Raw genomic sequence first — 24,463 nt, 5'->3', positions numbered from 1 at the left:
ACCAAGGTCCGAGCTAAATTCTTATCTGTCGTCATTTGCGAGGCGCCGCATCATGAACAAAATGACAGTGTCAGCTCTTGCTGCGATTGCGCTGCTGCTTGCGGGCGCAGTTGTTTATGTGTTCGTCGGGGAGAACGGTGAAGGTTTACCATCGGGCTTTGTTCAGGGGAATGGCCGGATCGAGGCGGAACAGATCGAAATCGCACCTACCATCGCCGGTCGCGTCGCAACGGTCATGGTTTCCGAAGGCAGCTTGGTATCGGCAGGCGACATTCTCGTTGAAATGGATACGGATGAATTGGCGGCCGCGTTGGATCGCGCAGAGGCCGAAGTCGCCTTGGCGCGCCAGACGAAGGCAGAGGCCGAGGCAGTGGTTGTCCAGCGGGAGAGTGAAGGGCGCCGCGCGGCGCAAGAGCTAGATCGCGCAACGGTTTTGTTGGCCGGAAACAACATCTCCGAAACCACCTTTGAGGAACGTGAAACCACGCACGAAGTCGCCGAAGCGGTTCTGGGCGCGGCGAAGGCGCGGGTTGCAACCGCAGATGCCCGGATCGCGGCAGCCGAAGCGGAAACCCGACGGATCGCAGCGCAGATCGAGGATAGCGCTCTCTCAGCGCCGGTGCCCGGGCGCGTGCTCTATCGACTGGCAGAGCCCGGTGAGGTCGTCGCGACCGGCGGCCCAATTCTCACGCTTCTCAGCCTTGAAAACGTCTATATGGAGGTGTTCCTTCCGGCGCGTGAGGCGGGGTTGTTGCCCATCGGAGCGGACGCGCGCATCGTGCTCGACGCGCTGCCGGATTACGCAATTCCCGCAAGCGTGACCTTTGTCTCTCCGGAAGCCCAGTTCACTCCGAAACAGGTCGAAACAATCGACGAGCGTGAACAGTTGGTCTTTCGAGTGCGCGTCCGCATCCCTGAGGAGTTGATCCAAGGTCGGATAGAGCACGTGAAAACCGGCTTGCGCGGTGTCGCCGTGATCCGCCTGAACCGGGAAAGCGCCTGGCCGGAGGCGCTTGAGCGGCGTATTCCACCTGAATTGTTCGAATGAACGCGCGGGCAAATCCATCCTCGTTCCGCATCAATCGCGTGACGCACCGCTATCGCAAGCACGTTGCGCTCGATGCACTGTCGTTGGATTTGCCCGCGGGTAAGCTCGTCGGGTTCATCGGGCCGGATGGGGTCGGCAAGTCGACGCTTTTGGGTCTGATCACCGGAGCCAAGAAGCTGCAAACAGGAACGATCACAGTCCTCGACGGACCGATCGAGGATACCAGACATCGGCGACGTATTTGCCCGGCGATCGCCTTCATGCCCCAGGGGTTGGGCCGAAACCTGTACGCGGAGCTGTCGGTGCGAGAGAACCTCGAGTTTTTCTCGCGCCTCTTTGGGCAGGGCGAGGCAGAGCGCGACACCCGGATTGCAGCGCTATTATCAGCAACGGGGCTAGCGCCATTCGAAGATCGTCTGATGGGCAAACTGTCCGGCGGCATGAAGCAGAAACTCGGCCTGTGCTGCGCGCTGATCCATGATCCGAAGCTTCTGGTTCTGGACGAACCCACGACCGGGGTCGATCCCTTGTCGCGCCGCCAATTCTGGGCTCTGATCGAAGCGATCCGCTTGGAAAACCCGGAACTGTCGGTTCTGGTTTCGACAGCCTACATGGAAGAGGCTCAGAGTTTCGACTGGATTATTGCGATGGATGCCGGTCGCGCGCTCTTTCAGGGAAAGCCGGAGGATCTGAGAGGTCAGGCGAAAGACCTCGAAGCGGCTTATCGGCGGCTGCAGGCGCGTGGGGAACCGCAGGGCGCGCCTGATCAGGCCCCCATGGTAGAGATCGACGCAAGCCCGGTTATCACTGCGCGGGGGCTGACACGACGCTTCGGAGATTTCACCGCCGTCGATCACGTGGATTTCGAGATCAAACGTGGTGAGATTTTCGGTTTCCTCGGTTCCAACGGATGTGGCAAGTCGACGACCATGAAAATGCTAACCGGCCTGCTGCCCGCAAGCGCGGGAGAGGCATCCCTCTTTGGCCGGCCAGTCGATGCACATAGTCGCGAGATGCGCCGCGAGATCGGATATATGAGCCAGGCGTTCTCGCTTTACGGCGAGTTGACCGTTTACCAGAATCTGAGGCTGCACGCCCGCATTTTTGCAATAGCGGATCAGGAGCTTCGGATCGACGAGTTAGCGGACCGCTTTGGCCTGAGCACACACATGGACACGCTGGCGGCCAACCTTCCTCTGGGCATCAAGCAGCGTCTGTCCCTGGCTGTAGCGGTCATCCACCGTCCGAGGGTTCTGATCCTCGATGAACCGACGTCAGGCGTGGATCCAGAGGCTCGCGATGCGTTCTGGGCCCTTCTTCTGGAGTTATCGCGCAAGGAGGGTGTGACGATTTTCGTCTCGACCCATTTCATGGGAGAAGCGGAACGTTGCGACCGGGTGTCCTTCATGCATGCGGGCCGGGTTCTCGCCGAGGGGACACCCGAGGAGTTGATTGCCGCCGATCAGGCCGACAGCCTGGAAGGCGCGTTCATATCCATATTGGAAGCCGCAGAGCCGCCGACGCAGGTTGCGGCGCCCGACGTCACAATAGACGGCCCGAAGACCGGATCCTGGGGCAGCCTCAGTCGTACACTCGCCTATGCGCGGCGTGAGACCGTCGAGGTAATGCGCGACGGGGTACGGCTGGCCTTTGCTTTCCTCGGATCGGCAATTCTGATGCTGGTTTTTTGCTTTGGGATCACGCTGAACATCGATGAACTCAGTTTCGCGGTACTCGACCTTTCGCAAGGCCCTGAAAGCCGCGCCTACATTTCCGAGATCGCCGGATCACGGTACTTCGAACCGACGCCGCCATTGGAAAGCGCCGAAGAAGGCCGCGCCCGCTTGAAAGCGGGAGATGTCTCGCTCGTCGTCGAGCTACCGCCCGATTTCGGGCGCAAGCTGCGCGCGGGCGAGCCGACCGAAGTGCTGGCGACCGTGGATGGTGCGATCCCATTCAAGGGAGAGACAGTCGAAGGGTACGTGGCGGGGCTGCATCAGACGTTTCTGGGCATGCTTGCACAGGACAGCGGCGCCAAACCGACCGAGATCGCCCGGATCGAGCCCCGCTTTCGCTACAACCAAAGCTTTGAGAGCATCGCCGCGATGGCGCCCGCCATGCCCGCAATCCTTCTGATCATGTTGCCTGCGGTTCTCATGGCGGTCAGCGTCGCCCGGGAACGGGAGCTCGGCTCGGTCACCAATTTCTACGTGACGCCGACGACACGGTTTGAATTTCTGATTGGCAAGCAGCTCCCCTATATTGCCATCGCCTACGTCAATTTTCTGCTTCTCGCGGGTATGACGATCTTTCTTTTCGGCGTGCCACTCAAGGGCGATCCCGTGCCGCTCGCGGTTGGTGCATTTCTTTATGTCTGGGCGACCACGTCCTACGGGCTGCTCATTGCGACGATGACATCCAGCCAGGTGGCGGCCACTTTTGCCACGGCAATTGCTTCTGTTGTCCCGACGATCCAGTTCTCTGGCCTTCTGCAGCCTGTGTCGACGCTTGAGGGCGGAGCGCAGATAATCGGCTCGCTCTGGCCGTCCTCCTATTTTCTGCATCTGAATGTCGGTGCGTTTACCAAAGGCCTGGGATGGGAGGCACTTGCGTCTGACATTCTGGCACTGGCCTGCTTTGGGCCAGCCTTCACCCTCGTCGCGGCGCTTTCGCTGCGCGCGCAGGAGAAGTGAATGCGACGTGTGTCCTGCATATTCTGGCTCGGCCTGAAAGAGATGATGAGTTTGCGTCGAGACTGGGTGATGATGGCGTTGCTCGTCTGGTCCTTCACGCTGTCGCCGCTCATGGAGGCAACCGGGGTGGCGAGCTCGGTTAACAACGCGTCGATTGCATTTGCGGACGAGGACAACTCACCGCTTTCGCGGGCGCTGGCCGCCGAGTTCTTTGCCCCGGAATTCCAGCCTGTTGTCCAGATCGAGCCGGGCTCCGGCGCGGCCCATATGGATGCGGGGCGGTTCATTTTTGTCGTCGCCGTTCCGCCGGGCTTCGAGAAAGACGTGCGAGCCGGTCGTATCCCCGAGATCCAGGTGCTGATCGATGCGACAGCGATGGAACAGGCCGGGATTGGCGCGAACTATATCACGAATATCCTGAGTGCCGAGATCAACCGTTTTGCAATCGGCGCTGATGTTCTGGCACCACCGCCGGTCGAGATCATCCTGCGCAGCGCCTTCAATCCAAATCGTGACACGGTGCGCTTTGCCGGCATCGTCGCGCTGATTGGTCAGATTATGTGGCTGACCACGATCCTCACCGGTGCGGCCATGATCCGCGAGCGGGAGCACGGCACAATCGAACATCTGCTGGCGATGCCACTTGACCCGTTCGACATCGCCGTGGCCAAGATATGGGCCAACGCAGCGGTGGTTTTGATCGCGGCGGGGCTTTCATTGACATTCGTTATGCAGGGCGCGTTGGGGATTACCATCTCGGGGTCCAAGACGCTCTTTCTCCTGGGCACGGCGCTCTTCCTCTTCACCGCGACAGCGCTCGGGGTCTTTCTGGCGACGATCGCGCGCTCCATGGCGCAATTCGCGCTTCTTGTGATGTTGATCATCTTGCCGATGTTGATGTTGTCGGGTGGAGAAACCCCGATTGAGGGTCAGCCCGAATGGCTGCAGGTCGGCACATTGATCCTGCCCTCGCGCCACTACATGTCGGCCAGCCAGGCGATTGTTTTCAAGGGGGCCGGGATCGAGACGGTCTGGCCGGAATTCCTATGGATGGCTCTGCTGGGAGCCACACTTTTGACGACAAGTCTTCTGCGCTTCAGGAAATCGGTTGTGCACGAGAGCTAGTGTCGCTCAGCCAATGCCGGTTCGATAGGCTGTCGGTCGTTCGCAAAGTTACTGGGCAAGCCCGTCCGGTTTTCTTCCGATTGCATCCGTATAAATTACCCATGGGGATCTCAGTCCTGTCCCGTGCAGGCCCAACCTTTGGATCGATTGAATTGAAGCTCACAAAGTAAGACTGAAGTTCATGAAATCCATTGGGGCCACCTGCCACCCAATGGCTTAGAAACAAAAAAACGCTCAGGCCTTTGGTCCAGCGTTGGGGGCAAGTCCAGACCCACGATGCACTAACAATCAATCCGGACCACCCGATGGGGGCATTCCAAGAGCGGCGCGAGCACGTTAAACGTCACGAAGCGACAGATGTTTCGGTCGTTGAAGCGGTAAGGACCGCCGCGCCCTGCAGACGCCCGTTTCGCAGATCGTCCAGCGCATCGTTCGCTCGTTCGATCGGATACGTTACTACCCTAATCTCTATCAAAGCCCGCGAAACCAACTCAAAGAACTCTTCACCATCTTCTCTGGTGAGGTTTGCAACCGAGCGTATTGAACGTTCCTCCCAAAGATCCGCATAGGGAAAGCTTGGTATGTCACTCATGTGAATGCCGCCGCAGACAACGCGCCCGCCTTTGCGGGTTGTCTTGAGGGCTGTGGGAACCAAAGCGCCGACGGGGGCGAAGATAATAGACGCATCCAAATTGACCGGAGCGTTTTGAGAAGCGCCTCCCGCCCATTTCGCTCCCAGTTCCAAAGCAAACTGCTGTGCTCCGCAGTCGTTATCCCTTGTGAACGCATACACATCGATGCCGAGGGACTTGGCAACCTGACATAGGATGTGCGCGGCGGCGCCAAATCCATAGATGCCTAAGCTCTTGGGATTACCAGCCATCTTAAAGCTGCGGTAGCCGATCAGACCAGCACATAGCAGAGGTGCCAGTTCTTCAGCTCTTTTGTCCTCTGGGAGTGGGAAAACAAAACCGGAGTCGGCGACGCAATACTCTGCATATCCACCGTTAATTGTGTAGCCGGTAAACCCCGGTGCATCACACAGGTTTTCGCGCTGAGATCGACAATAGTCACAAGTACCACATGTGTGCCCCAGCCACGGGATACCTACCCGCTGGCCAATCTGGTACACGTCGACACCAACACCCAATTCACTGACGCGACCGACGATTTCATGTCCCGGGATCAGGGGAAGAACAGGATCTTTCAGGTCCTGATCCACGATATGCAGATCCGTTCGACAAACGCCGCAGGCCTCAACGCGCACCTGCACTTGACCCGCGCCCGGCGCGGGGATAGGCAGCACGCTGAGTTGCAACTCGGAGCTTTTTCCGTCGAATACCATTGCTCGCAAACAACATTTCCTTTCGGTGCGTTGGACCTCCTGTAGCCACAGCATAGTGGCCCACCTGGACGCTTGATGTTCTATTGGCCGATAAGTCTCGAGACCGGTCGTGCTGGCAAACCCATCCTTCCGGCATTTGGAACGTCTCCAAGGATGATCTGGTTCAACGGATCACATGAACCGAGCACTTTGCGTGGTGAACAACTCTGTTGGCAGTTGACCCCAGAAAGATGTTCTCGAAGCCGGGTTTGTGCGAGGCTATAACGATGCAGTCGATATCGTTCTCATCTGCGAAGTCGACAATCGCCCTACCCGGATGACCCGATATGAGCCGCGCCGTTGCGCCCGGAAATACCGATGCACTTTGATGCAGATTCTCCTGAATCTCGTGACGCGTTCTCGCAAAGACGTCTTCGGGAATCTGTGACGCTACATATGCGGGGATCGGTTCCTGCACGTGAAGCACGGTAAAACTGGCATCAGCGTCAGCCAACAAACGCGCGGCCTCAAAGGACGCCTGAGTATTGTGATCACCATCCAGTGCCACAGGGACCAGGATCTTCTTGTACATGTGAACTCCTTTCTAATGCGCCCGATGATTTCTGACTGACATTCGCAGCAGCAGGGACTCTAGGCTGAATCAGACTCCGAAGATCTCCCCCTTTCTTTGCGGCACTTGCAACGTCATCCATCGGTTTCTCGGCGGTGTACCTGCGTCTAGGGCTCCAGTTTCGATGCACTCCTGCGCGTCTGCGATCATGCGTTCTGCTGAGCGGCGCTGCCCCTCTGTCACGGTCTGCTCGGCTTTCGATGGATCGGCTGGGGTTGCAGAAAACGCGGAGCGCGCTGCCTTGAGTGCGAAGCGGACAGCCTCATGACGCCGTTGGAACCAATGCAGAGCGAAAACTCTGCTTGTTCCGGCATTTTCCCCAGCGCATCCGAGAACTGTTCAATCTGGGCGCCCAGGACGGGACCCACCGAAACCGGAGCCAGCATCTGCTTGAAAACGCAGACAAGGGAAGTGAGGTAATCTGATTTCGGTGTCTCTTTTGGCATCGAGCATCCCCCATTCCCTGATTGACCAGTTTTCCACGATACCGCGAAACCTGCCTTAATTTAGATCAATGCCCCGAAATCCTTCCTTTCCGAGCGTGGCAAATGAAAACCTTTCCCCTCAGAGCGAACGGTATTCCTCACAACGCCAGGTTATGAGTAGAATAAGTGAAACAGACACTTAGAGCATACGACTTTTAACCGGAGGCATACCCGGCAGCTTTGAAATAGCTCCAGCATTCGTCTGGCGTATAACCGGTTTGGTCGCCATTCTGCAGACTGCATCAAGCGCGAACGGTCCGGCACAACCAACATCGCCAGTTTCTCAACAAATTCATCATAGACACTGGACTGCACCAAAATCCGGTTTGCTTAGACACAGGTCTGGCCGGTATTGCGGTACTTCGCAGCGATTGTGCCTGCAACTGCCTGATCGATACCCGCGTCATCAAACACGACGACCGGGGCGTTCCAGCCCAGTTCCATCGAGACCTTTTTGATCGTGCTGGCGGATTGCTCCAACAGAATGCGGCCCACTTCTGTGGAGCCTGTAAAACTGACTTTGCACACTAATGGGGACTTGGTCAGGATTTCTCCCACGCCGTGAGAAATCATTGGATGGCACAACCGAGAGAACGCCAGGAGGCACACCTGCCTCTTCGGCGAGTTTAGCAAGAGCAAAAGCGCAAAGCGGTGCTGCGGAAGCTGGCTTCACTATAACCGGGCAGCCCGTCGCCAGCGCCGGGCAGCATGTTCGGGTGCCCATCACAATTGGGAAGTTCCAGGGCGTGATCGCGACCACGACGCCCACTGGTTGGCGCAGCACCGAAATGCGCTTGTCGCGCTGTTGGCCGGGAATGATTGTCCCATCAATGCGCTTGGCTTCCTCCGCAAACCGTTCGATGAATGCAGCGCCATATGCCACATCGCCTGCCGCTTCTTTAAGGGGCTTGCCTTACTCCAGCGGCATAATTGCCGCCAGAGTTTCCGTGTTTTCGATGATGAGCTCGAACCAGCGGCGAAGGATTGTTGACCGTTCCCTTCGCAGAATGGGTCTTCCAGCCGTCCCATGCCGCATCTGCGACGACCACGGCGCGTTCGACATCTGCAACCGAACAATTGGCGACCTTTGCAATTACTTCACCGTAGGCTGGATTGCTGACCGAGATGGTTGTCCCATCCCTAGCTGTGCTGAAGACGGGAAGATAAAAGAGGAGATCAAGAAAAGCCCCTCCAGAAACGCCGCTTGCAGCACCAATCTGCTGCCGCCTAATGTCAAACAGAAGCCGAACCAAAGCCTCCGTTACGAAACTGCGCTTTGTCCGAAAATCTCTGACGACGGACATGGTGTCCGTCACGATCGAAGGCGCGTGACCCGCTACGGCGATGCCTGAGCGTCGAAATAACTTCACGAAGGGCCCGCAATGAGAAGCATGATTTCCCGCTGGAATCGCCGCCGCCTGTTCAAGCGTGAGGAAAGCAAAAAAAACGCAGCCGCCCGCGAAAGAGAGATGCTTTTCTCAAAAGACGACCGTGTGGAGATCCTGCAGCTTCTGAAGAAGTTCCAGCCGATGGATTGCGGTAAGGAACTGGTGCGCGTGGGTCCAGAACGTGACGGCGGCTATCTGCTTCCCGACGATTTCGACGGCTTGGCTGCGCTATATTCCCCCGGCGTGGACGAAACCATCGGTTTCGATCTGGATATTTCCCGACGTGACATTCCCTGCTTTCTGGCCGACGGTACGGTCGAGCCCCCCTCTTGCCTTGCTTCGAACATGCAGTTCGAACAGATGATGATCGGAGACGGTCCCGTCGAAAACTTCATGACAATGGCGGATTGGATTGCGCGAACGGCGCCGGCTGAGGGCGATTTGATGCTTCAGATGGACATCGAGGGCGCCGAGTACGAAGTGCTGCCCTCTACGCCGCGACCCATACTCGACCGGTTCCGAATTATTGCCATCGAATTGCACACGATCGACGACTGTTTACTGGACCCTAACCGCCGAAAACTAAGTGACTTCCTTGAGCTTCTGACCCAGAATCATGTGATCTGCCATCTGCATCCGAACACGATCACAGCGCCGGTTCAGATTTTGGGTCGCAGTGTCCCGCCGCTGCTGGAACTGACCCTGCTCAGAAAAGACAGGCTGGCCAGAATACCGGATAAACAGGCCGCTTATCCGCACCCGCTCGATAAGCCGAACAGCAACCAATATCCTCTCCGCGAATTTCCTCCGTTCTGGTGACACTATGCAGGCATATCTGATCAATCTCGAACGCGCTCAAGACCGGCATGACTACATATTGTCGGAACTCTCACGCCTGCTGCCGGATATAAAGGTCGAACGCGCCCTGTGCATTGACATCAAGGTCAGTGGTTGGAAGCCGCCCTCGTTCGTCAAACCTGGCCGCTGGAAAAGTGACCGCTGGAGCCTGACACCCAGCGATATCGAGATTTTCCGCAGCCACCTCGATTGCTGGGAAAAAATCGCAGCCTCTGGTAGACCGGGATTGGTTTTGGAAGACGACCTGTTGTTTGCTGACGACTTTGGGCGTGTTGCTGGGCATCTGGAACAAAGCGGCATTCACGGGATCGTTCGGCTTGACGCGGTGCAAAGCCCTTTGATTCTAGGCAAACCGGCGCCGAGCGTAGACGGCTATTCCCTGACGCCGGCACTGTCGCTGACAGCAAGCGCCGCAGCCTATCTGCTTGACCCGCAATCGGCTGCCAGCCTAGCGCGTGACGCCCGGATTGAACGCACCGTCGACGACTTCCTGTTTGATCCGACACCGAAGGACCGAGGCGCTCGGGGTCACGGCTTGCCGATCCTGCAGCTAGAGCCTGCGATCGCCATTCAGGCGCAGTTTGGCTCGTTCTCAAGCGCGGACCGGGAGATTCCTGAGTTCCTAAAGATGACCAAGCGGACAGATGTCAAAACCCGCAAGGACCGCTCCTATACCGGTCCCCTACTCTATCGTTTGCGCAAGGAGGTGCTGCGGTTCGCCTACCGGTTCCGCCGTGCAGGCCGCATCAAGAAGATAGAAAAGAAAGGAGGGCGCTGGGGAATGCCTATGCTCCACCCCGACTTGCAGTGGAATTGACCACTTCGATCTGCAAGAAACTTCGCACCAAAACCATCCCGAACCCTGTCGTGCCACTTGGGCGTGAGCTAAAACTCGATCCACCCAGGCGCGCCAATTAGGGGTCGAGTCCGGCTGGGGGCGAAATCGTATCATAGGCGCGCGGTGTCATGAATTGGGCCATCTGTATTCTCCTGTGATTAGGATCTGAGCCCACTCGAGCGGAGTAATATGTGCCAACAGTTCCGAGGAACAATCCAAACCTTCTTGCGATCTTTGAATGACCGCGTGCGGGTCGTGACAACCTGACGTTTTCGTGATGTTCTTTAGCGTCAGGTTTTCCCCTTAAACGACAGTCGGTTGACTGGTTAACGTCGGGTAAGCTTAGGGATGTGCCGTTACGTTGCCGGCTCAGCTGCCCGTCTGGAAACTCATAAACCGGGAGCCACTTTAATGCGTCTAGTTTCTTGTTTGCCCGCTTTGTGCTCGGCCGCTGTCTTGTCGGGTTGCGCAGGACCAGCGTTCTTTGAGTCCGAGCCCGTTGAGGTAGACACGCCCAAAGGTGTTGTGACCTGTCAGCTTTACTTGCCCGAAGAAGTGGCCTGGGACGAGGCCGTGCTGGCCCCGCCGGGCATGTCAATTCCGGAGGCCGACGAGATATGCCGTATCGAAGGGCACCGCCGAAAGAAGGAAGGCTAGTGCATCAACCCTAACTTGTATGATCGTTTCCGTGGTCCTCTCAGGTCCGCCTTGGATATGAAGGTCGGCTGCGGCAAAAACCGGAATGAAGTGAGATGTGGAGGAATTGTCGACCGTTTTCGCGAAGAACGCACACTATGATGGATGTACCAGCGTTTAATTCTCTTCTGGACATCACACTGCGTAAGATCGACCGGGCTTCTCTCCTTAAGAACATGGTTTGGCGGGAACATATAACGTTTTGGATCGAGGTCCGGGATGACGCAATTGTTAACCGTATTCTGAAGCGCCCAATGCTCACGTTGCAGGCGAGCAATGAGCACTATCAGCGGATGGAGAATGAAACGGCCTTTACGGGCGCTTACATCCGCGAGGCATTGGCCGGATGGAACAGCTTATGCGCTGTCGTTGCTCAATCGGTCAGGCATCAGTGGAATGAGGCAGGCGATGCCCGTGATCTTGTTCAACTATGCAGGGTTGACAACGATTGGGTCGATTGGCCTGCTACAAAGCTGGGACATCAGGTTTGTGCTCAAAAGCGGGGAAGAGGGTTTCGGGTGTGGAACCTGTCGCTGCCATCGCAACTGCCAGCCGATACACGCACGCTTGAGAAGCGCGGCTCACATTTGCACTCCTGCGTGAAGTAGATAGCGCACGCCGATGCGGCATCGCCAGGACCCAATGGTCGAACCGAAAACACTTGAATGCGATGTCACTATTTGCAGCGAAGCCCAGAGAGCAATTGTCGCATGCAGGCTGAAGGTGCGAGTTTTCATTGGCACTACCTCTGGTCATGGTCGAGGAGCTGTAAGCGACATAAACTCTCTCTTTCAAGTTGCCCAAGTGAGATTGACTTAGCGATTTTGTATGAGCCGTCTAAGGTAACGGGCGCATGTCAGAAAAAATCCAATCCAGGTTACAGGAACGCAGCGAGGCCGCCTTCGCCGAGGAGGAACGCCGAGGCACTATGCTGGCCGCAAAAGTTCGGACCGCCGCTTTGTGTCTTGTTCTTTTTTGGCAAGCCATCGACAGTCCGGAAACAGGGCTGACGTATTATTTCAACCTATTAGAGATTTTCGTCTTCGTCATACTCGGCGGGCTTCAGTACTTCGCTGCCCGCAAACACTATATCGGACGAAGGCTCCAGTATGTTTTCGTCTCCGTCGACTGCATTCTGTTAGCTTTGGTCTTCACCCTCGGCTCACCCTTTGATGACGACCCCTTACCACCGGCCATTGCAATGGACACGGCCCGTTTTCTCTATTTCTTTTTGTTCTTGATGCAGGCGTCATTCAGCTTTCGGCCTTCGCTGGTTGTCTGGTCCGGCCTGAGCATCATTCTTGCCCGCCTCGGGATGTGGCTATGGTTTTTGAGCCAACCGAGCGTTTTCAGCAATCTGGATCTGGAAGAACAAACCATAGAGGCCTGGTTTGACGCTGGATCAGACCTCAACTTTCTGTTCCTTGGGTACGCAGCAGCGGAGTTACTTGTGGTTTTGATAGTGTCCGCAGGCCTCGCCATCGTGGTCGCGCGTTCCCGCCGGCTCGTACAGAATTTACTTTCAACCGAACGAAAACGCGCGAGTTTGGCGCGGTATTTTTCGCCAAATGTCGTAAGCCAGTTGAGCAACTCGAATGCTCAGATTGCCGCTGCAAGACAGCAGGAAGTCGCAGTACTATTCGCCGACATCATGGGGTTCACGAAGCTCTGCGAAAACGCCAGCGCTGAGGAAGTGATTGACCTGCTTCGAGAGTATCATGATCGCTTGGGCAAGGCCGTCTTCGACAACCAGGGAACTTTGGACAAGTATATTGGCGACGGGCTTATGGCAACTTTCGGAACGCCTGACCCAAGTCCGAACGACCCGAAAAACGCTCTAAACTGCGCCTTTGAGATGATCGACGCGCTAAATGGTTGGAATGAGGAGAGGTTTCTGTCCGGCGTTGAGCCGATCCGAGTGGGCATCGGACTGCATTGGGGCCCGGTTGTGGCCGGAGACATAGGCAACGAGCGCCGACTTGAGTACGGTGTGATCGGCGATACCGTGAATATTGCCAGTAGGATTGAACACCTTACCCGTGATCTTGATGCCCAACTCGTTGTCAGCGACGAGTTGGTAAATGCTATCCGAAAAAGCGGCTGTGTGGCGAACCTCGACCGCTTAGCACTTGCTGGTTACCAGGAAATTCGTGGGCGAGGGTCTGGCATAAAGGTTTGGGTGTATTCCGCTACATAGCATCAATTCGGGACGTCGGTGTGGCCCGCTTCTCGACTGCAAGGCCAGACCGCGGCGACGGGTCGGTTTTGAATTAGCCGGGTTCGGCGTGATTGCACGGCCAGTTTCGGGGAAATCGCCGTGACCTGCCCGACCCCGGTAGCATATAGGCTATTCCCCGGTTTTCGGCCACTAGCTACCGCGGGTCGTCACCGGGTTAAAACGCTCTCGCCAGCACCAACCCATGCCGTTTTGATGGTCTGAGAGCACAGGGCCCGGACACGCGTTGCTCTTCAGACAATCGCGTCTTGGACCGGTCGTCGCAAAGACATCGGCAAGGCAGGCGCACGACCAAAACGCACGATGAGATCGGGCCGAGCTTCTGGCACCCCAAGCCAACGGGCGAACTCGGGTCGGACCTGAGCCACCTCAATCGGTTGATTGATATGTGCGTTCCTGATCCCGAGCGCTGTCGCCTGAAGAGCAAAGCGTTCAAAACTCATGCCCACTCTTATCCAATGTAGGGGATCGGCCCGGTCCCCGACGAACACAGCGACGCCAGCAGAGGATCGGATATGATCCCGGTACTTCGCATTCTCGGCGTCCTTGGAGAAAAACGCCTCGAAAAGGCGCCCGCCAATCCACTCAGGTGCAACTGGAGCTCCGGAACAGGCACTGAACAGGCCATCGCCCAATGCGACGGCCTTGTCGGGGCTGAACCGGAGCCACTCGCGCAGTTTCGCGACAAAGGCCGGATCGTCCATCTGGGTGCTGTTTCCCTCGATGACAAACTCCGAAATCGCCTCGCGCTGCGCCTGATCGGTGAAAATGATGACCGAGACCCCGTCTTGTTGCGCCTCCGCCTTCAAAAGGTAGATTTCGTCCTGAGAGATGAGTTGCCCGTCATAGACTGATCGGGTCGATTGCCGAAGAGGGATGGCGTCATATAGCGCGCCATCGCGCGCCGGTCCTTTTTCGAACGCAATGTCAATCCGCGGCTCTGACCCGCCCTCGATATTCACGTCTGCAAGTCGGCCATGTGCGCCAGCCGCGATGACCAGATTTTCTGCCGCACATCCCAAACTTACATAGAGGTGATGATCATCGGGATCGACGATTTCCGTGCGACGCGACAAATCCGGAAGGATCTTGATCCCGCCCCTTTCGTCCAAATGGAATTTCCATGGCTGCGTATTGTGACCATTTGCAGCAAGCGTGGCCATTCTGACCAGTTCCCGAAGCGTTGGATCACTGGAAAGTTGTCGCCGTTGGCGCTCCACCTCGTCACGGTATCCGTCCAAGCGCGGCCAAAGGCGATATCCAATCGCCCCAAGTGCCGCGACAGCATGCCAAAAAACCTCCAATCCAGCGCTATTGCGATGCTAAACTGAGCGAATGGGAACAGCATTGATCGACGTCAATAGACTAAGACAGAAACCAGGTTGACCAGCCGCTTAGGAAACAGTGCCGCTATTCCTGATCGTCGCAGCATCGTGCAAATTGGGGTCTGGGTACCAAACACCTACATCGCTTCACCATCGTGACATCAGAAGCTGACATTCATGCTCACTGCGGCATTGGTCAAGGTGGGCTCAGATTGCACTCGACGGCGTCGAGGTCGCCAACACGATCTGAAAGCGGCAGTTCTGCGGGCAACTGCATCCGGGTTTCGGCTATTTGCAAAACTGTCAGGAAGGGTACCTCGAGGCGGAGGCTCTTCCCTGCTGTTCCAAGGATTAGTGGCACATCCTTCGAAGTCGCTTCAACCTTGGTTCCGCGTTTCTAGTGAGTGGAAGCCGCTTATCCGAGTTGCCACGAGAACCCTCGTAATTTATCAAGAACAGCATCCCTTGAAGGTGGGTTGAAACATGAAAGCAACGCGGATTCTTCCACCATCGGTCTTTGCATTGTGGACTGCGGCTACTTCGCTTGTGGCCGAGGAAGTCAACTCTCAAATGGGCAAGGACATAGCCGAGGAATACTGCGTTCAATGTCACAATGTGGAGTTGGACGGGCCGTTTAAGATGGATCCGCCCAGTTTTGCTGCGATCGCAAAGTACCGTTCGAAGGAGCAGATACGGAGACGCATCGTTTCACCCATCCATGAAACCATGCCTCGCTACACAGAATACATGATCAACAAAAACATCGAAGACATGGTGGCGTATATCGTTTCACTGGAAGACGAATAGTCATAGGCGGGAATTACTTCTACGCCGAACTGCTGCCGTGTTCGATCCACATCGGGTTGATCCCGATCAATGTTTGATTGGAAATCATGTTTAGATTCATTGCGCATTCGGCCAAAGGGCGAAAGCGCAATGAACGACAGCCAGGACGATGTTGCCCAAAAACTTGGGCTGGCCAAACCAAACCAGACGCGACGGTACAGGACACTTGAGGTTGTCCCATTGGCAGTTGCCCTGTTTTTGGCCTTGATCGGGAAACCCGTCTTGGACGGGCAGCGTGCGCTAGGATACTTCACCGCTCCTGTAGGCAAAGCCGACTTCGACCTGACGGTAATTGCCACAGTTGCATTTGCCAGGCTTGCCACAGCAATGGCTTCCCTTAGAGAGGCGCGCGAGGTGTATCAGACGCCCCTAAGTTACGAAGAGCGAGGCGTGACCGTGCGCCGGGTCTTTGTTGTGAACGAAGCACGTTGCGACCGAGCTAGGGCCGAAGTGCAGTCTGCGCAGGCAGAATGTGCACTGGCCGGGACCGACCTCGACCTTCATCAAACCAAGCTTGATAAAGCATGCATCCGCTCGGCCGTCGAGGGCGTCATCCAGAATCGAGCGGTGAACCCCGGTCAGATCGTGGTATTTGTTCTATCCGCGCCGATACACTTCGACCTGGTCGAGGATCCGGCCCAGATGGAGTTGCGATTGGATATCGACGAAGATGATGTCGAAAAAGTGGAAATGGACATGTGTTTCAGCATCTCAACACTTAACGGTACGACCGTTTTTCCGGTGCCTGGACTCCAGCAGATACGGCGACCTTCGATGACGTGGAGTAGTATCTTCTCTCAGGTTCCGGTGACCGGAGCATAATCCTGCAATGAGGGCTTTGTTTCTCATATCGGCCTATATGCTGGTGCTCTTGTCGCCGCTAGGGCTGTCTTGGTTCCTGGCTTGGCCGCCGCGACCGTGGCATCAGGAAATCGCCTCCGGTTTGGGCATGCTGGCCTTTTCTGTCATTCTGGTCGAGTTCGTGCTGTCCGGTCGGTTCAGGTTTGTCTCGTCAGGCATCGGAATGGATGTGACCATGCGGGTCCATCAGGTCATGGCGCGCGTAGCGCTGGCCTTTGCTTTGCTGCATCCGCTGTTCTACCAGGGCACGCCTGCAGGCGGGCTGCGCCCTTGGGATGTGACACGTCAACTGACGCTTACGAACGATTTCGCCGCTCTGGCAACAGGGATCATCGCCTATCTGCTTCTGCCCGCCCTTGTCTTGTCGGCGGTTGCCCGCACGAAACAGGGCTACAGTTATGAGACCTGGCGCCTGACGCATGGGGTCGGGGCCTTGCTAATCGCAGGTCTGCTGCTGCATCACACGATTGCGGCGGGGCGTTACGCGGCGTACCCGGTTATGGCCGGTATCTGGGTCGCAATGACAGCCGTTGCGGCCGGATCGTTGTTGTATGTTTATCTGATCGAACCACTGAAACAGCGTCGCCGCGCGTGGCGGGTGGTTTCGATCCGCAGGTTGACACCTAGGCAGTGGGAGCTTCGGATCGTCCCGGGCGGGCATAGCGGCCTGACCTATACGGCGGGTCAGTTCGCCTGGCTCAATGTCGGGCACAGTGTTTTCTCGCTGTATGAAAACCCGTTTTCGATCAGTTCCGCGCCATTGGAAGGGCCCGAGATTTCCTTTGTGATCAAAGAGCTTGGGGATTTTACGGGCGCGCTTGACCAGATCACGCCAGGTACGCGTGCCTACCTGGACGGACCTCACGGCACGCTTACGGTCGAAGGCCGCGATGAGCCGGGGATCGTCCTTGTTGCAGGTGGGGTCGGCATCGCCCCTATGCTGAGCATCATGCGGCAAAACCGCCTGAGCCAAGACCCGCGGGACATCCGGCTGATCTACGGCAATCGCTTGCACGAACAGATTGTGTATCGGGACGAATTAGCCGGCGAAGGTGCTGTGTTTGCCCTCTCTGAGCCTCCCGAAGATTGGAACGGTGAAACCGGATTGATCGACGGCGCGCTTCTGGATGGTGTCTTGTCACCCGACCAGTATTCGCAGTGGCTTTTTGTGCTTTGTGGGCCAGCGATCATGATGGACGTTGTCGAGGATCACCTGATCGCCAGGGGCACGCCGTCACATCGCATACTGTCCGAAAGGTTCGATTATGACTAATCTGTTCAAACATATGCCGTTGCGCCGTAGGGTTGCGCTGACGATTTGGGTCATGACCACTCTGCTGTGCGCCGCTGTGTTGGGCTTTGCGTTAAGATAGGCGCATCGTTGGTGTCGATGGCAACGCTTCCCGGATGCAGCGTGGCCGTTGGGGGATGGATGTGAACGTCAAACAGGTTTCTGTCGCAATTGGAGCGGTGGCTCTGGCAACGCCGGTCATTCTGGATCCACCCGCCAGCATGTCGGTCGGTGCTTGGCTGGCGACAGGTCTTGCAGTGGTGATGGCGCTGTGGTGGTTGACCGAGGCGGTGCCTCTGGCGGCTACGGCGCTTTTGCCGCTTGCCGCCGCGCCGGTCCTTGGCCTCATGCCGCTGGCTGATGTTGCCGCGCATTACAGCCACCCCATCATCATTTTGTTCCTTGGTGGGTTCCTGTTGGCCAAGGCCATCGAGAAATGGGGTCTGCATCGCCGGCTGGCATACAAGCTGTTGGGGCTTGCGGGGCAAAGCCAGGGCGGTGTTCTCGCCTCGGTCATGGTTACAACCGCGTTTCTGAGTCTCTGGATCAGCAATACCGCTTCAGCAATGGTCATTGCACCGGTTGCGGCGGCAATCGCCGGATCACAACACGCTCAGACGAATTTTGGTACCGCATTGATGCTTGGTGTGGCTTTTGCGGCCACTATCGGCGGTATGGGGTCCTTAATCGGAACTCCGCCAAACGCCATCTTCGCCGCCTATGTCGGCGCGGCCTACGGGATCGAGATCGGGTTCGCACGCTGGGCCTTGGTCGGATTGCCTGTATCGGTGATCCTGCTGGTCGTGACCTGGATCGTTTTGGCGCGGGTTACGCCCGGAGTTGGTGGGGACAGGCTGAGTGCATCCTATGAGGGCCCAGGCCCTGGCATGACGGTCGCCGAGCGGCGGACCGCTTGCATTGCGGGTACCACTGCTTTGGCGTGGATCCTGCGTCCGCTTGCCGAATGGGGGATACCGGACCTTGCGCTGACCGACGCCGGAATCGCGATGATAGCAGCGGTTACCTTGTTCCTGGTCCCGTCCGGCCGCGGTGAGAGGCTGCTTGACTGGGAAACCGCCGCAACATTGCGCTGGGATGTACTGGTTCTTTTTGGCGGAGGTTTGGCTTTGGCCGGGATCATTGAGCGCGCGGGCCTGGCAGGCTGGATCGGTGATCAGACCCAATCGCTGCACAGCTTGCCGACGCTGTTTTTGATACTCGCGATGGCAGCCCTGATCGTCTATGTTGGCGAACTGGCGAGCAATACGGCGATGGCTGCGATCTTCCTTCCTGTGGCCGGCGCAGCGGCCATCGCTCTAGGCACTGATCCCATCAGCTTCCTGCTTCCAGTGGCTATTGCGGCGTCGGTCGGCTTCATGCTGCCTGTTGCGACCCCGCCAAATGCCATCGTGTTCAGCTCTCCTCACGTTAAACGTACCGACATGTTGCGCGCTGGTGCGCCTCTGGATGTCGTGGGGATTTTCGTGGCGGTAATCGTGAGCGTTTTGCTTGGTCCCGTTGTATTCGGTTATGTCGCTGTCCGGTGATTTGTCGGGTTCTTTCCCAAGCACTTACTCCCCTTGTGTACGGTTAGGCTGCCATACAAAAGCGTCGCGGATTTCGAATGAGGCTGCTCACAAAAAAAACTTCGAAACTCGCCTGATCAGCGAGGCGTGGTCAATCCGCATTCTACGCCCAGCCATGATCTCTTTCAGTTCGCAATACGATATTGAGTAGCGCAGATTGAAGTACACAGCGCACTGGATTGCTTCGCTGGGGAAGTGGGAGGCTTTAATAGATATCGTGCTCGAGTCTGCTGGTGTTTTGGTGCAGGCAACAAACGCCAGAACACGCGTTTTTGTCAATCTGGGCACAGAGTTTGCGACACATCCGAATGAGGTGCTAACTGCGCCGTGCACCCGCCCGGGTGATCCAGTCGGCACCGCCATAAGTGATTGCCATCACGCGTACCCTTTGGGCGGCCCTGGGGAGCAGCGCGCGCCTGGCCTGAGTGCCGGATCGCTGAGGCCCACCGCGCTCCGGTCCCAAGTGAGAGTTTCAAACGCAACGCCGCGGCGCGCCCGCTTAGCCCTTCCTCAATCAAGTTCTGAAACCGGGCTCGCAAGGCTTCCTACAGAGGTGCTGACATGATCCATCCTCCCAAACATGAAGAATCACAAAATCAGCTACGTGGGAATCTCGACGATTCAGGTTTTGGGCGGGGCGCTTTAGCGGTGAATTGTCCGCGCCCGCCTTAATGCCCGACCTACAAGGGCCACATCAGTGGGATTAGCGCAGAGGCCAGTAGCCCGACAGACAGATTCAGTGGAATGCCAACTTTGAGAAAGTCCGTAAAGCGATATCCTCCTGGTCCATACACCATCATGTTGGTCTGATAGCTGATTGGGGTGGCAAAGGTTGCACTGGCCGCGATCATTACCGCGACCACCAGCGGCCGGGGGTCAATTCCCATGTTCACCGCCAAACCAATGGCCACCGGAGTCAGCACCACCGCGACCGCGTGATTGATCAACTCAGACAACACGGATGTCAGCAGATAGATCGCCCAGACGATCAGGAACGGTGGCAGAACCGCAATTGGTGGCGCAATGAGCTCGACGACCAACTCAATCGCACCCGAGGTCTCAAGCGCCATAGCAACCGCCAGCATCGCAAAGATTAGCGCCAGTAGTCGCCCGTCGATCACTGAAAATGCCTCGTCCGCGTCAATGCACCGGGTAAAGAAAAGAACCGCCATAGCCAGCACGGCCAGCAGCAGAATGGGTGCTACACCAAATGCTGCAAGGATGACGATGCCAGCAAGCGCTGCCAGTGCAAGCGGGGCGCGGCGGCGCCGATAGGCCCGCTCCGCTGGATGGTTCACATCCACCAACCCGGCATCCGTAGCCAGGCGGGCGATGTCTTCGGCCGCACCTTCCAGCAGCAGCGTGTCGCCGACACGGACGATCACCTCGTCAAGTTTGGGACCAATATTCTCATTGCGCCGATGCACGGCCAGTGGGTAAACGCCGTAACGCCGCCGTAGACGCAAAGTGCCTAGGGATCGGCCGACCAACGTTGCGCCCGGTGTGATCAGTACTTCGACGGTTGTTGTCTCGCGCGAACTGAGCTTGTCGATCATACGCACATCCGGACTGGCTTGCAGTCCCAGTAGTTCCTGCATCTGCGTGCGCAGAACAATACGGTCACCTGCTTCCAGTTTAATTTCTGCAAGATCGCGCCGCAGCGACTGATCGCCGCGCAGAACATCGATCAACCGTACGCCTTGGCCAGAAAGGAGATTAACATCGGTTACTTTTTTACCGATCAACGAACTGTCCCTAGGAACGGCTACTTCGGTGAAGAACTTTTTCTTGGATTTGCCCCTTAGCATGCTTGCCATGCTCGCGCGATCTGGGAGAAGTCGCGGGGCGATGAACCGCAAATAGAAACCGCCCCAGACTACCAGCGGCATTGCCAGCGGCGTAACCTCAAAAATCGAGAAAGGTTCCATTCCACGGGCCTGCGCTACACCGTCGACCAACAGGTTAGTCGATGTACCGATCAGCGTTAGCGTACCGCCAAGAATGGCCATATAAGAGAGTGGGATCAACAGTTTGCTTGCTGAAATCCCCAGTCTGGATGAAAGCTGCACGAAAACTGGGATCATTACCAGCACGACAGGCGTGTTGTTGACAAAAGCCGACGCCAGCACAACAAACACCATCAACGAACCGATGGCCAAGACCGGATTTGTGTCAACTTTGGCCATGGCCAGCTTGGTAAACCATTCCAAGGCACCCGTACGTACCAATGCGCCCATCACGATGAACATCGCTGCAATTGTCCAGGGGGCCGAGTTCGACAATACCTTGACGGCGTCATCGTATGGCAAGAGCCCGAGCGCCAGCATTGCCGCGGCACCGCCGATTGCAGTGATTTCGGGTGGATAGATCTCGCGGATAAACAGCGTGAACATGACCACAACAACACCTAGTGTCATAAGTGCCTGTGTTTCGTGCGAGAACTCGAAGAAACCTGCCATAGACATCGACCTTCGCGTGTTTCTCGCGACGCTGCAAGCGCTACCTATGGGCACTGCTGCACTAGGTACGTGCCTGCAAACATCGCCGCCAATGCCCTTTTGCGTTCATGCAAGACTACACAGTTCACGGGCGGGAAGATCACCATATTGCCCATTTTCCCAAGGGGCCCGCGGGGAATTGACCAATACATCGGAGACACGGAAATGGTCGGTGCTGGGCATGGATCAGCATTATCACCTCAAGAATGCAACCTCTCTTTGATGTAGGGGCACCTGTGATTGCAACCGATCCGCATCCAGGCAATGCAAGGGCGATAGCCGTCTAAAAGAAACTGGATTTCGAGCCTTTCGGACCACCTCAACAAACACAGCGGGGCCTGATCTTGCCCATGATGGCTAAGAACCAAGCGGTAGGCAGACGATGCCGGAGAAGGCCGGTCCATGCGCTCAATACGCAGATTGCCCAGATCATCCAAGTGATCCCGATCGGGCTGCCAGCCGACTGTCGCGTGGCTGCTTGAGGATCGCGGTTTCGACGCCGAATTGTTCAGAGAAGTGTCGATAGACAAAGGATGCGCGCTTGCATCCGGGTTCGAAAGTCCCGCGCGATAGCCTTCCGATACAGGGCTACGATCACCCGGCGGCCTCAGGCTATCCATTGACAGCCTGCATCGGCAGTGGTCCTTTCAGGGTTTTCTGGAAAACACCCATTCCCCCAGGGGCGCAAGGATCATGCCGAGAGCCAGTATCAGTTTCAGGTTCACGAAGTCGAAGGTATCGACAGCAATGGATGGAAGCGTAAGCTCTGGGCGAGACGGCAAGTAATAGATGTCGATCTGTGTGTTGGGCTGTTTCTTGCGTTGAGCTTCCAGTTTTCGTCCCGACGGCACAGACACACGGATGTCGTCGGCTTTGATCTCGCGCCCCTCATGTTCGAATTTATAACTGGCGCTGTAGTAGTTCTGCCTCAGGCTCTTGTATCGGACCAGGTGATTGAGCTTTGCCGAGGTCTCGACGCCGGAGTTCCGCAGGGTTCGGACATCCCGGTAATCAGAAAGCGTAAAGACGAGAATTATCAGGCCCAAACATGCCATCCCGTAGCCAAGTGTTCTGGTCTGCATTGGCGCCTCCACTAAGCAACCCGCAAGATCAGCATAGCAGAATGACAGAGCGGTCGTCTTATAACCGCCGGCAGTCCCGGCGTTTGGCTTGCCCAATTTCCTCGAGTCCAGCAAATAGAACGGGAGGGGCGTCAACCGCGTCACCGTTTGCGGACGTTGGTCGGATCAGGGCGCCCCGCACGTCGCCGTCGACTCGCTCATGAAGATTGCCATACTGTTCAGGAAGTCCTCTGCAACCGCCGCACCATGTTGCGCGGCAATTTGCTGGCTTGTGATCTGCCGGGCAAAGAAGGCGGACGCCATTTCCTGTTTTTCTGGCGAAAGGACTTTGTTCGCAACGCCCTGAATACAGGTGCAGGTCGCTGCGTCCCATGTGCCGCGCGCAAGGCAGGCATCTTCCATCGGTTCAGCGGTGGCCGGCCCTGCGAGCGCGACCAGCCCTGCTGCAAACAATAGGCGTGTCATATTTGGGTCCTCCTTGGATTATTGCTCCAAAACGCAGCTCGGCCCATTGAACAGTTCTGTCACGGGGTCAGGGTTTTCCGAGGAATATCTTAACGACACGGATTGTCCGCCCAGAAAGGTGACAGTGTCCGCTCCATCCTGAACATAGCGGGTCATCAATGCCATGGCATCATCGTCCAGCGCGCAGCGCATCTGACCGGATCCAAGCGCTTCGATTGTAACGATGCATGAACCGTCCTCTGTCCCGGCAACCGTGCGCTTCATGCTGCCGCGCAGGATTGGCGCCCATGCCTGTTGTTCGAACGGGGCGCATGTCTCAAGCGCGTCTATGTAGGCCGCGGCCTCCCGTTGAACTCGAAGGGACCCGAAGAAGTAACTTATCCCGACAGCGCCAACACCCGCGAGAACAATCAGACCGACGAGGATACGAAAAAACCACTTCATCAATGCACACCCCTAAAATCCCTTGAAGCTGGATGCGAGGTTAGTGTCTCAGGTTCATCTGCGCAAATTTGTGCATTCGAACTCAGGGTCCCCCGGTTCGACTTCTGCCAACTTCACAGCCACCATTGCCCGCTGGCTTTCCGTCAGGTGACGCCGGTGCGGAGTGTGCAAAATGAAGAACTGGATCCTGCTACCACTGGTCTGAAACCCAACAAATCTCACCATGTGTGACCTGCTTTACTGAGCGTGTCGCGGAAGCCTGCCAGACTGAGGATGTTAGTGAGTGAGCGTTCGAGGGTATTTGGGAACGCGGTTTCTTTTAAAATTCCTCCCAGAGATTAGGGCGCGCAATTGATCTGCGCGCCCGCTTTCGTCTCTGGCCCTTGTCTGACGCCAACTACAGCGTCGCGGGGCAGTTCGGTTGGCCAAGATCTACCCTGCACCGCAAAACCATGCCCAGCCTGACAAGAAAGGCGCGCGCGCCCTATCGTCCTTTTGAAATGCCTCAAAAAGGTCCGACCCATGTGTTTGAGCGTAAAGCGGCACCACCACTACAGTGCGGCCGGTCAGGGTGGCGCGGGTGGGGTGTGGCGACGGCATCCAACCTTCTGGCAACGGATCTCCGACGGGTTGGCCAAGGTCATTTGTTGATGTCATGTGGATCTGTCGCAAACTTTGGCGTTGATCGAAGCTAACGCTCTGATTGGGTGTAATTATCCAGCGAGCTCTGCAAATTGACGGAA

Annotated in this window: 22 protein-coding genes and 1 pseudogene; 12 read left to right on the top strand and 11 right to left on the bottom strand. The window is 56.8% G+C overall.

Going from position 1 to position 24,463, the window contains the following annotated elements; translation table 11 throughout:
* The first annotated feature begins 52 nt into the window (after positions 1–52).
* Genes GOX53_RS24940 through GOX53_RS24930 form a run of 3 tightly spaced genes read left to right on the top strand, consistent with a single transcriptional unit; the run spans position 53 to position 4,866 of the window.
* Positions 53–1,048: an HlyD family secretion protein gene (locus GOX53_RS24940; RefSeq protein WP_171181221.1), complete on the top strand. Its 996-nt coding sequence runs from the start codon at positions 53–55 to the stop codon at positions 1,046–1,048.
* Positions 1,045–3,741 carry a ribosome-associated ATPase/putative transporter RbbA gene (gene rbbA, locus GOX53_RS24935; RefSeq protein WP_171181219.1) on the top strand — a complete coding sequence of 899 codons (2,697 nt, stop codon included), beginning with the start codon at positions 1,045–1,047 and terminating at the stop codon, positions 3,739–3,741. Before GOX53_RS24940 ends, rbbA begins: the two co-directional genes overlap by 4 nt.
* Positions 3,742–4,866 (top strand): ABC transporter permease, encoded by a 1,125-nt coding sequence (locus tag GOX53_RS24930; RefSeq protein WP_171181217.1) that lies wholly within the window; start codon positions 3,742–3,744, stop codon positions 4,864–4,866.
* Between the two features lie 343 nt (positions 4,867–5,209).
* On the opposite strand, the gene GOX53_RS24925 is transcribed toward GOX53_RS24930, so the two are convergent.
* The 6 genes and pseudogenes from GOX53_RS24925 to GOX53_RS29595 all read right to left on the bottom strand — a co-directional run bounded on the left by GOX53_RS24925 (position 5,210) and on the right by GOX53_RS29595 (position 8,610).
* Positions 5,210–6,265 carry a zinc-dependent alcohol dehydrogenase family protein gene (locus tag GOX53_RS24925; RefSeq protein ID WP_254446763.1) on the bottom strand — a complete coding sequence of 352 codons (1,056 nt, stop codon included), beginning with the start codon at positions 6,263–6,265 and terminating at the stop codon, positions 5,210–5,212.
* A 109-nt stretch (positions 6,266–6,374) separates the two neighbouring features.
* Entirely contained in the window at positions 6,375–6,782 is a 408-nt protein-coding gene (locus GOX53_RS24920) for a universal stress protein (protein ID WP_171181216.1), read from the bottom strand.
* Between the two features lie 218 nt (positions 6,783–7,000).
* On the bottom strand, positions 7,001–7,267 hold the full coding sequence (locus tag GOX53_RS24915; protein ID WP_171181214.1) for a hypothetical protein: 267 nt from the start codon (positions 7,265–7,267) through the stop codon (positions 7,001–7,003).
* A 369-nt stretch (positions 7,268–7,636) separates the two neighbouring features.
* Entirely contained in the window at positions 7,637–7,879 is a 243-nt protein-coding gene (locus GOX53_RS29605) for an aldehyde dehydrogenase family protein (RefSeq protein WP_217351920.1), read from the bottom strand.
* Between the two features lie 58 nt (positions 7,880–7,937).
* A pseudogene (locus tag GOX53_RS30365) lies at positions 7,938–8,189 on the bottom strand (aldehyde dehydrogenase family protein); the annotation flags it as partial.
* A gap of 16 nt (positions 8,190–8,205) precedes the next feature.
* Entirely contained in the window at positions 8,206–8,610 is a 405-nt protein-coding gene (locus GOX53_RS29595) for an aldehyde dehydrogenase family protein (protein WP_217351919.1), read from the bottom strand.
* A gap of 78 nt (positions 8,611–8,688) precedes the next feature.
* On the opposite strand from GOX53_RS29595, the gene GOX53_RS24905 reads away from it, so the two are divergent.
* The 5 genes from GOX53_RS24905 (at position 8,689) to GOX53_RS24885 (ending at position 13,283) form a co-directional block, all read left to right on the top strand.
* Entirely contained in the window at positions 8,689–9,513 is an 825-nt protein-coding gene (locus tag GOX53_RS24905) for a hypothetical protein (RefSeq protein WP_171181212.1), read from the top strand.
* 4 nt (positions 9,514–9,517) lie between these two features.
* The gene (locus GOX53_RS24900; RefSeq protein ID WP_171181211.1) at positions 9,518–10,369 is read left to right on the top strand and encodes a glycosyltransferase family 25 protein; all 852 of its coding nucleotides are present in this window, start codon (positions 9,518–9,520) and stop codon (positions 10,367–10,369) included.
* Positions 10,370–10,801: 432 nt separating this feature from the next.
* Complete coding sequence (locus GOX53_RS24895) at positions 10,802–11,047, top strand: hypothetical protein (protein WP_171181208.1); 246 nt, start codon at positions 10,802–10,804, stop codon at positions 11,045–11,047.
* 137 nt (positions 11,048–11,184) lie between these two features.
* Entirely contained in the window at positions 11,185–11,694 is a 510-nt protein-coding gene (locus tag GOX53_RS24890) for a hypothetical protein (RefSeq protein WP_171181207.1), read from the top strand.
* A gap of 245 nt (positions 11,695–11,939) precedes the next feature.
* Positions 11,940–13,283: an adenylate/guanylate cyclase domain-containing protein gene (locus GOX53_RS24885; RefSeq protein WP_171181205.1), complete on the top strand. Its 1,344-nt coding sequence runs from the start codon at positions 11,940–11,942 to the stop codon at positions 13,281–13,283.
* A 272-nt stretch (positions 13,284–13,555) separates the two neighbouring features.
* On the opposite strand, the gene GOX53_RS24880 is transcribed toward GOX53_RS24885, so the two are convergent.
* Complete coding sequence (locus GOX53_RS24880) at positions 13,556–14,485, bottom strand: Tat pathway signal protein (RefSeq protein ID WP_254446762.1); 930 nt, start codon at positions 14,483–14,485, stop codon at positions 13,556–13,558.
* Between the two features lie 645 nt (positions 14,486–15,130).
* Here GOX53_RS24880 and GOX53_RS24875 point away from each other — a divergent pair.
* The 4 genes from GOX53_RS24875 to GOX53_RS24860 all read left to right on the top strand — a co-directional run bounded on the left by GOX53_RS24875 (position 15,131) and on the right by GOX53_RS24860 (position 19,192).
* Positions 15,131–15,454, top strand: a complete 324-nt coding sequence (locus GOX53_RS24875) for a cytochrome c (protein ID WP_171181202.1) — start codon at positions 15,131–15,133, stop codon at positions 15,452–15,454.
* A 129-nt stretch (positions 15,455–15,583) separates the two neighbouring features.
* Positions 15,584–16,315 (top strand): hypothetical protein, encoded by a 732-nt coding sequence (locus GOX53_RS24870; protein WP_171181200.1) that lies wholly within the window; start codon positions 15,584–15,586, stop codon positions 16,313–16,315.
* Positions 16,316–16,322: 7 nt separating this feature from the next.
* Positions 16,323–17,627 carry a ferredoxin reductase family protein gene (locus GOX53_RS24865; RefSeq protein WP_171181198.1) on the top strand — a complete coding sequence of 435 codons (1,305 nt, stop codon included), beginning with the start codon at positions 16,323–16,325 and terminating at the stop codon, positions 17,625–17,627.
* A gap of 161 nt (positions 17,628–17,788) precedes the next feature.
* A complete protein-coding gene (locus GOX53_RS24860; protein ID WP_171181196.1) occupies positions 17,789–19,192 on the top strand; it encodes a DASS family sodium-coupled anion symporter in 1,404 nt (467 codons plus the stop codon).
* A 719-nt stretch (positions 19,193–19,911) separates the two neighbouring features.
* Here the strand turns inward: GOX53_RS24860 and GOX53_RS24855 are convergent.
* The 4 genes from GOX53_RS24855 to GOX53_RS24840 form a co-directional block, all read right to left on the bottom strand.
* Positions 19,912–21,690, bottom strand: coding sequence for an SLC13 family permease (locus tag GOX53_RS24855; RefSeq protein ID WP_254446761.1), 1,779 nt, complete (start codon positions 21,688–21,690; stop codon positions 19,912–19,914).
* Between the two features lie 686 nt (positions 21,691–22,376).
* Positions 22,377–22,811, bottom strand: a complete 435-nt coding sequence (locus GOX53_RS24850) for a DUF3592 domain-containing protein (protein WP_171181195.1) — start codon at positions 22,809–22,811, stop codon at positions 22,377–22,379.
* 165 nt (positions 22,812–22,976) lie between these two features.
* Positions 22,977–23,276 (bottom strand): hypothetical protein, encoded by a 300-nt coding sequence (locus GOX53_RS24845; RefSeq protein WP_217351918.1) that lies wholly within the window; start codon positions 23,274–23,276, stop codon positions 22,977–22,979.
* An 18-nt stretch (positions 23,277–23,294) separates the two neighbouring features.
* Positions 23,295–23,720, bottom strand: coding sequence for a hypothetical protein (locus GOX53_RS24840; protein WP_171181192.1), 426 nt, complete (start codon positions 23,718–23,720; stop codon positions 23,295–23,297).
* Between the last annotated feature and the right edge of the window lie 743 nt (positions 23,721–24,463).

It is taken from the genome of Ruegeria sp. HKCCD8929, assembly GCF_013031405.1.
In the GTDB taxonomy this organism is placed as follows: Bacteria; Pseudomonadota; Alphaproteobacteria; order Rhodobacterales; family Rhodobacteraceae; genus Ruegeria.
The sequence above is the reverse complement of the archived record's forward strand: the minus strand, read 5'-3'. Positions and strand labels throughout refer to the sequence as shown.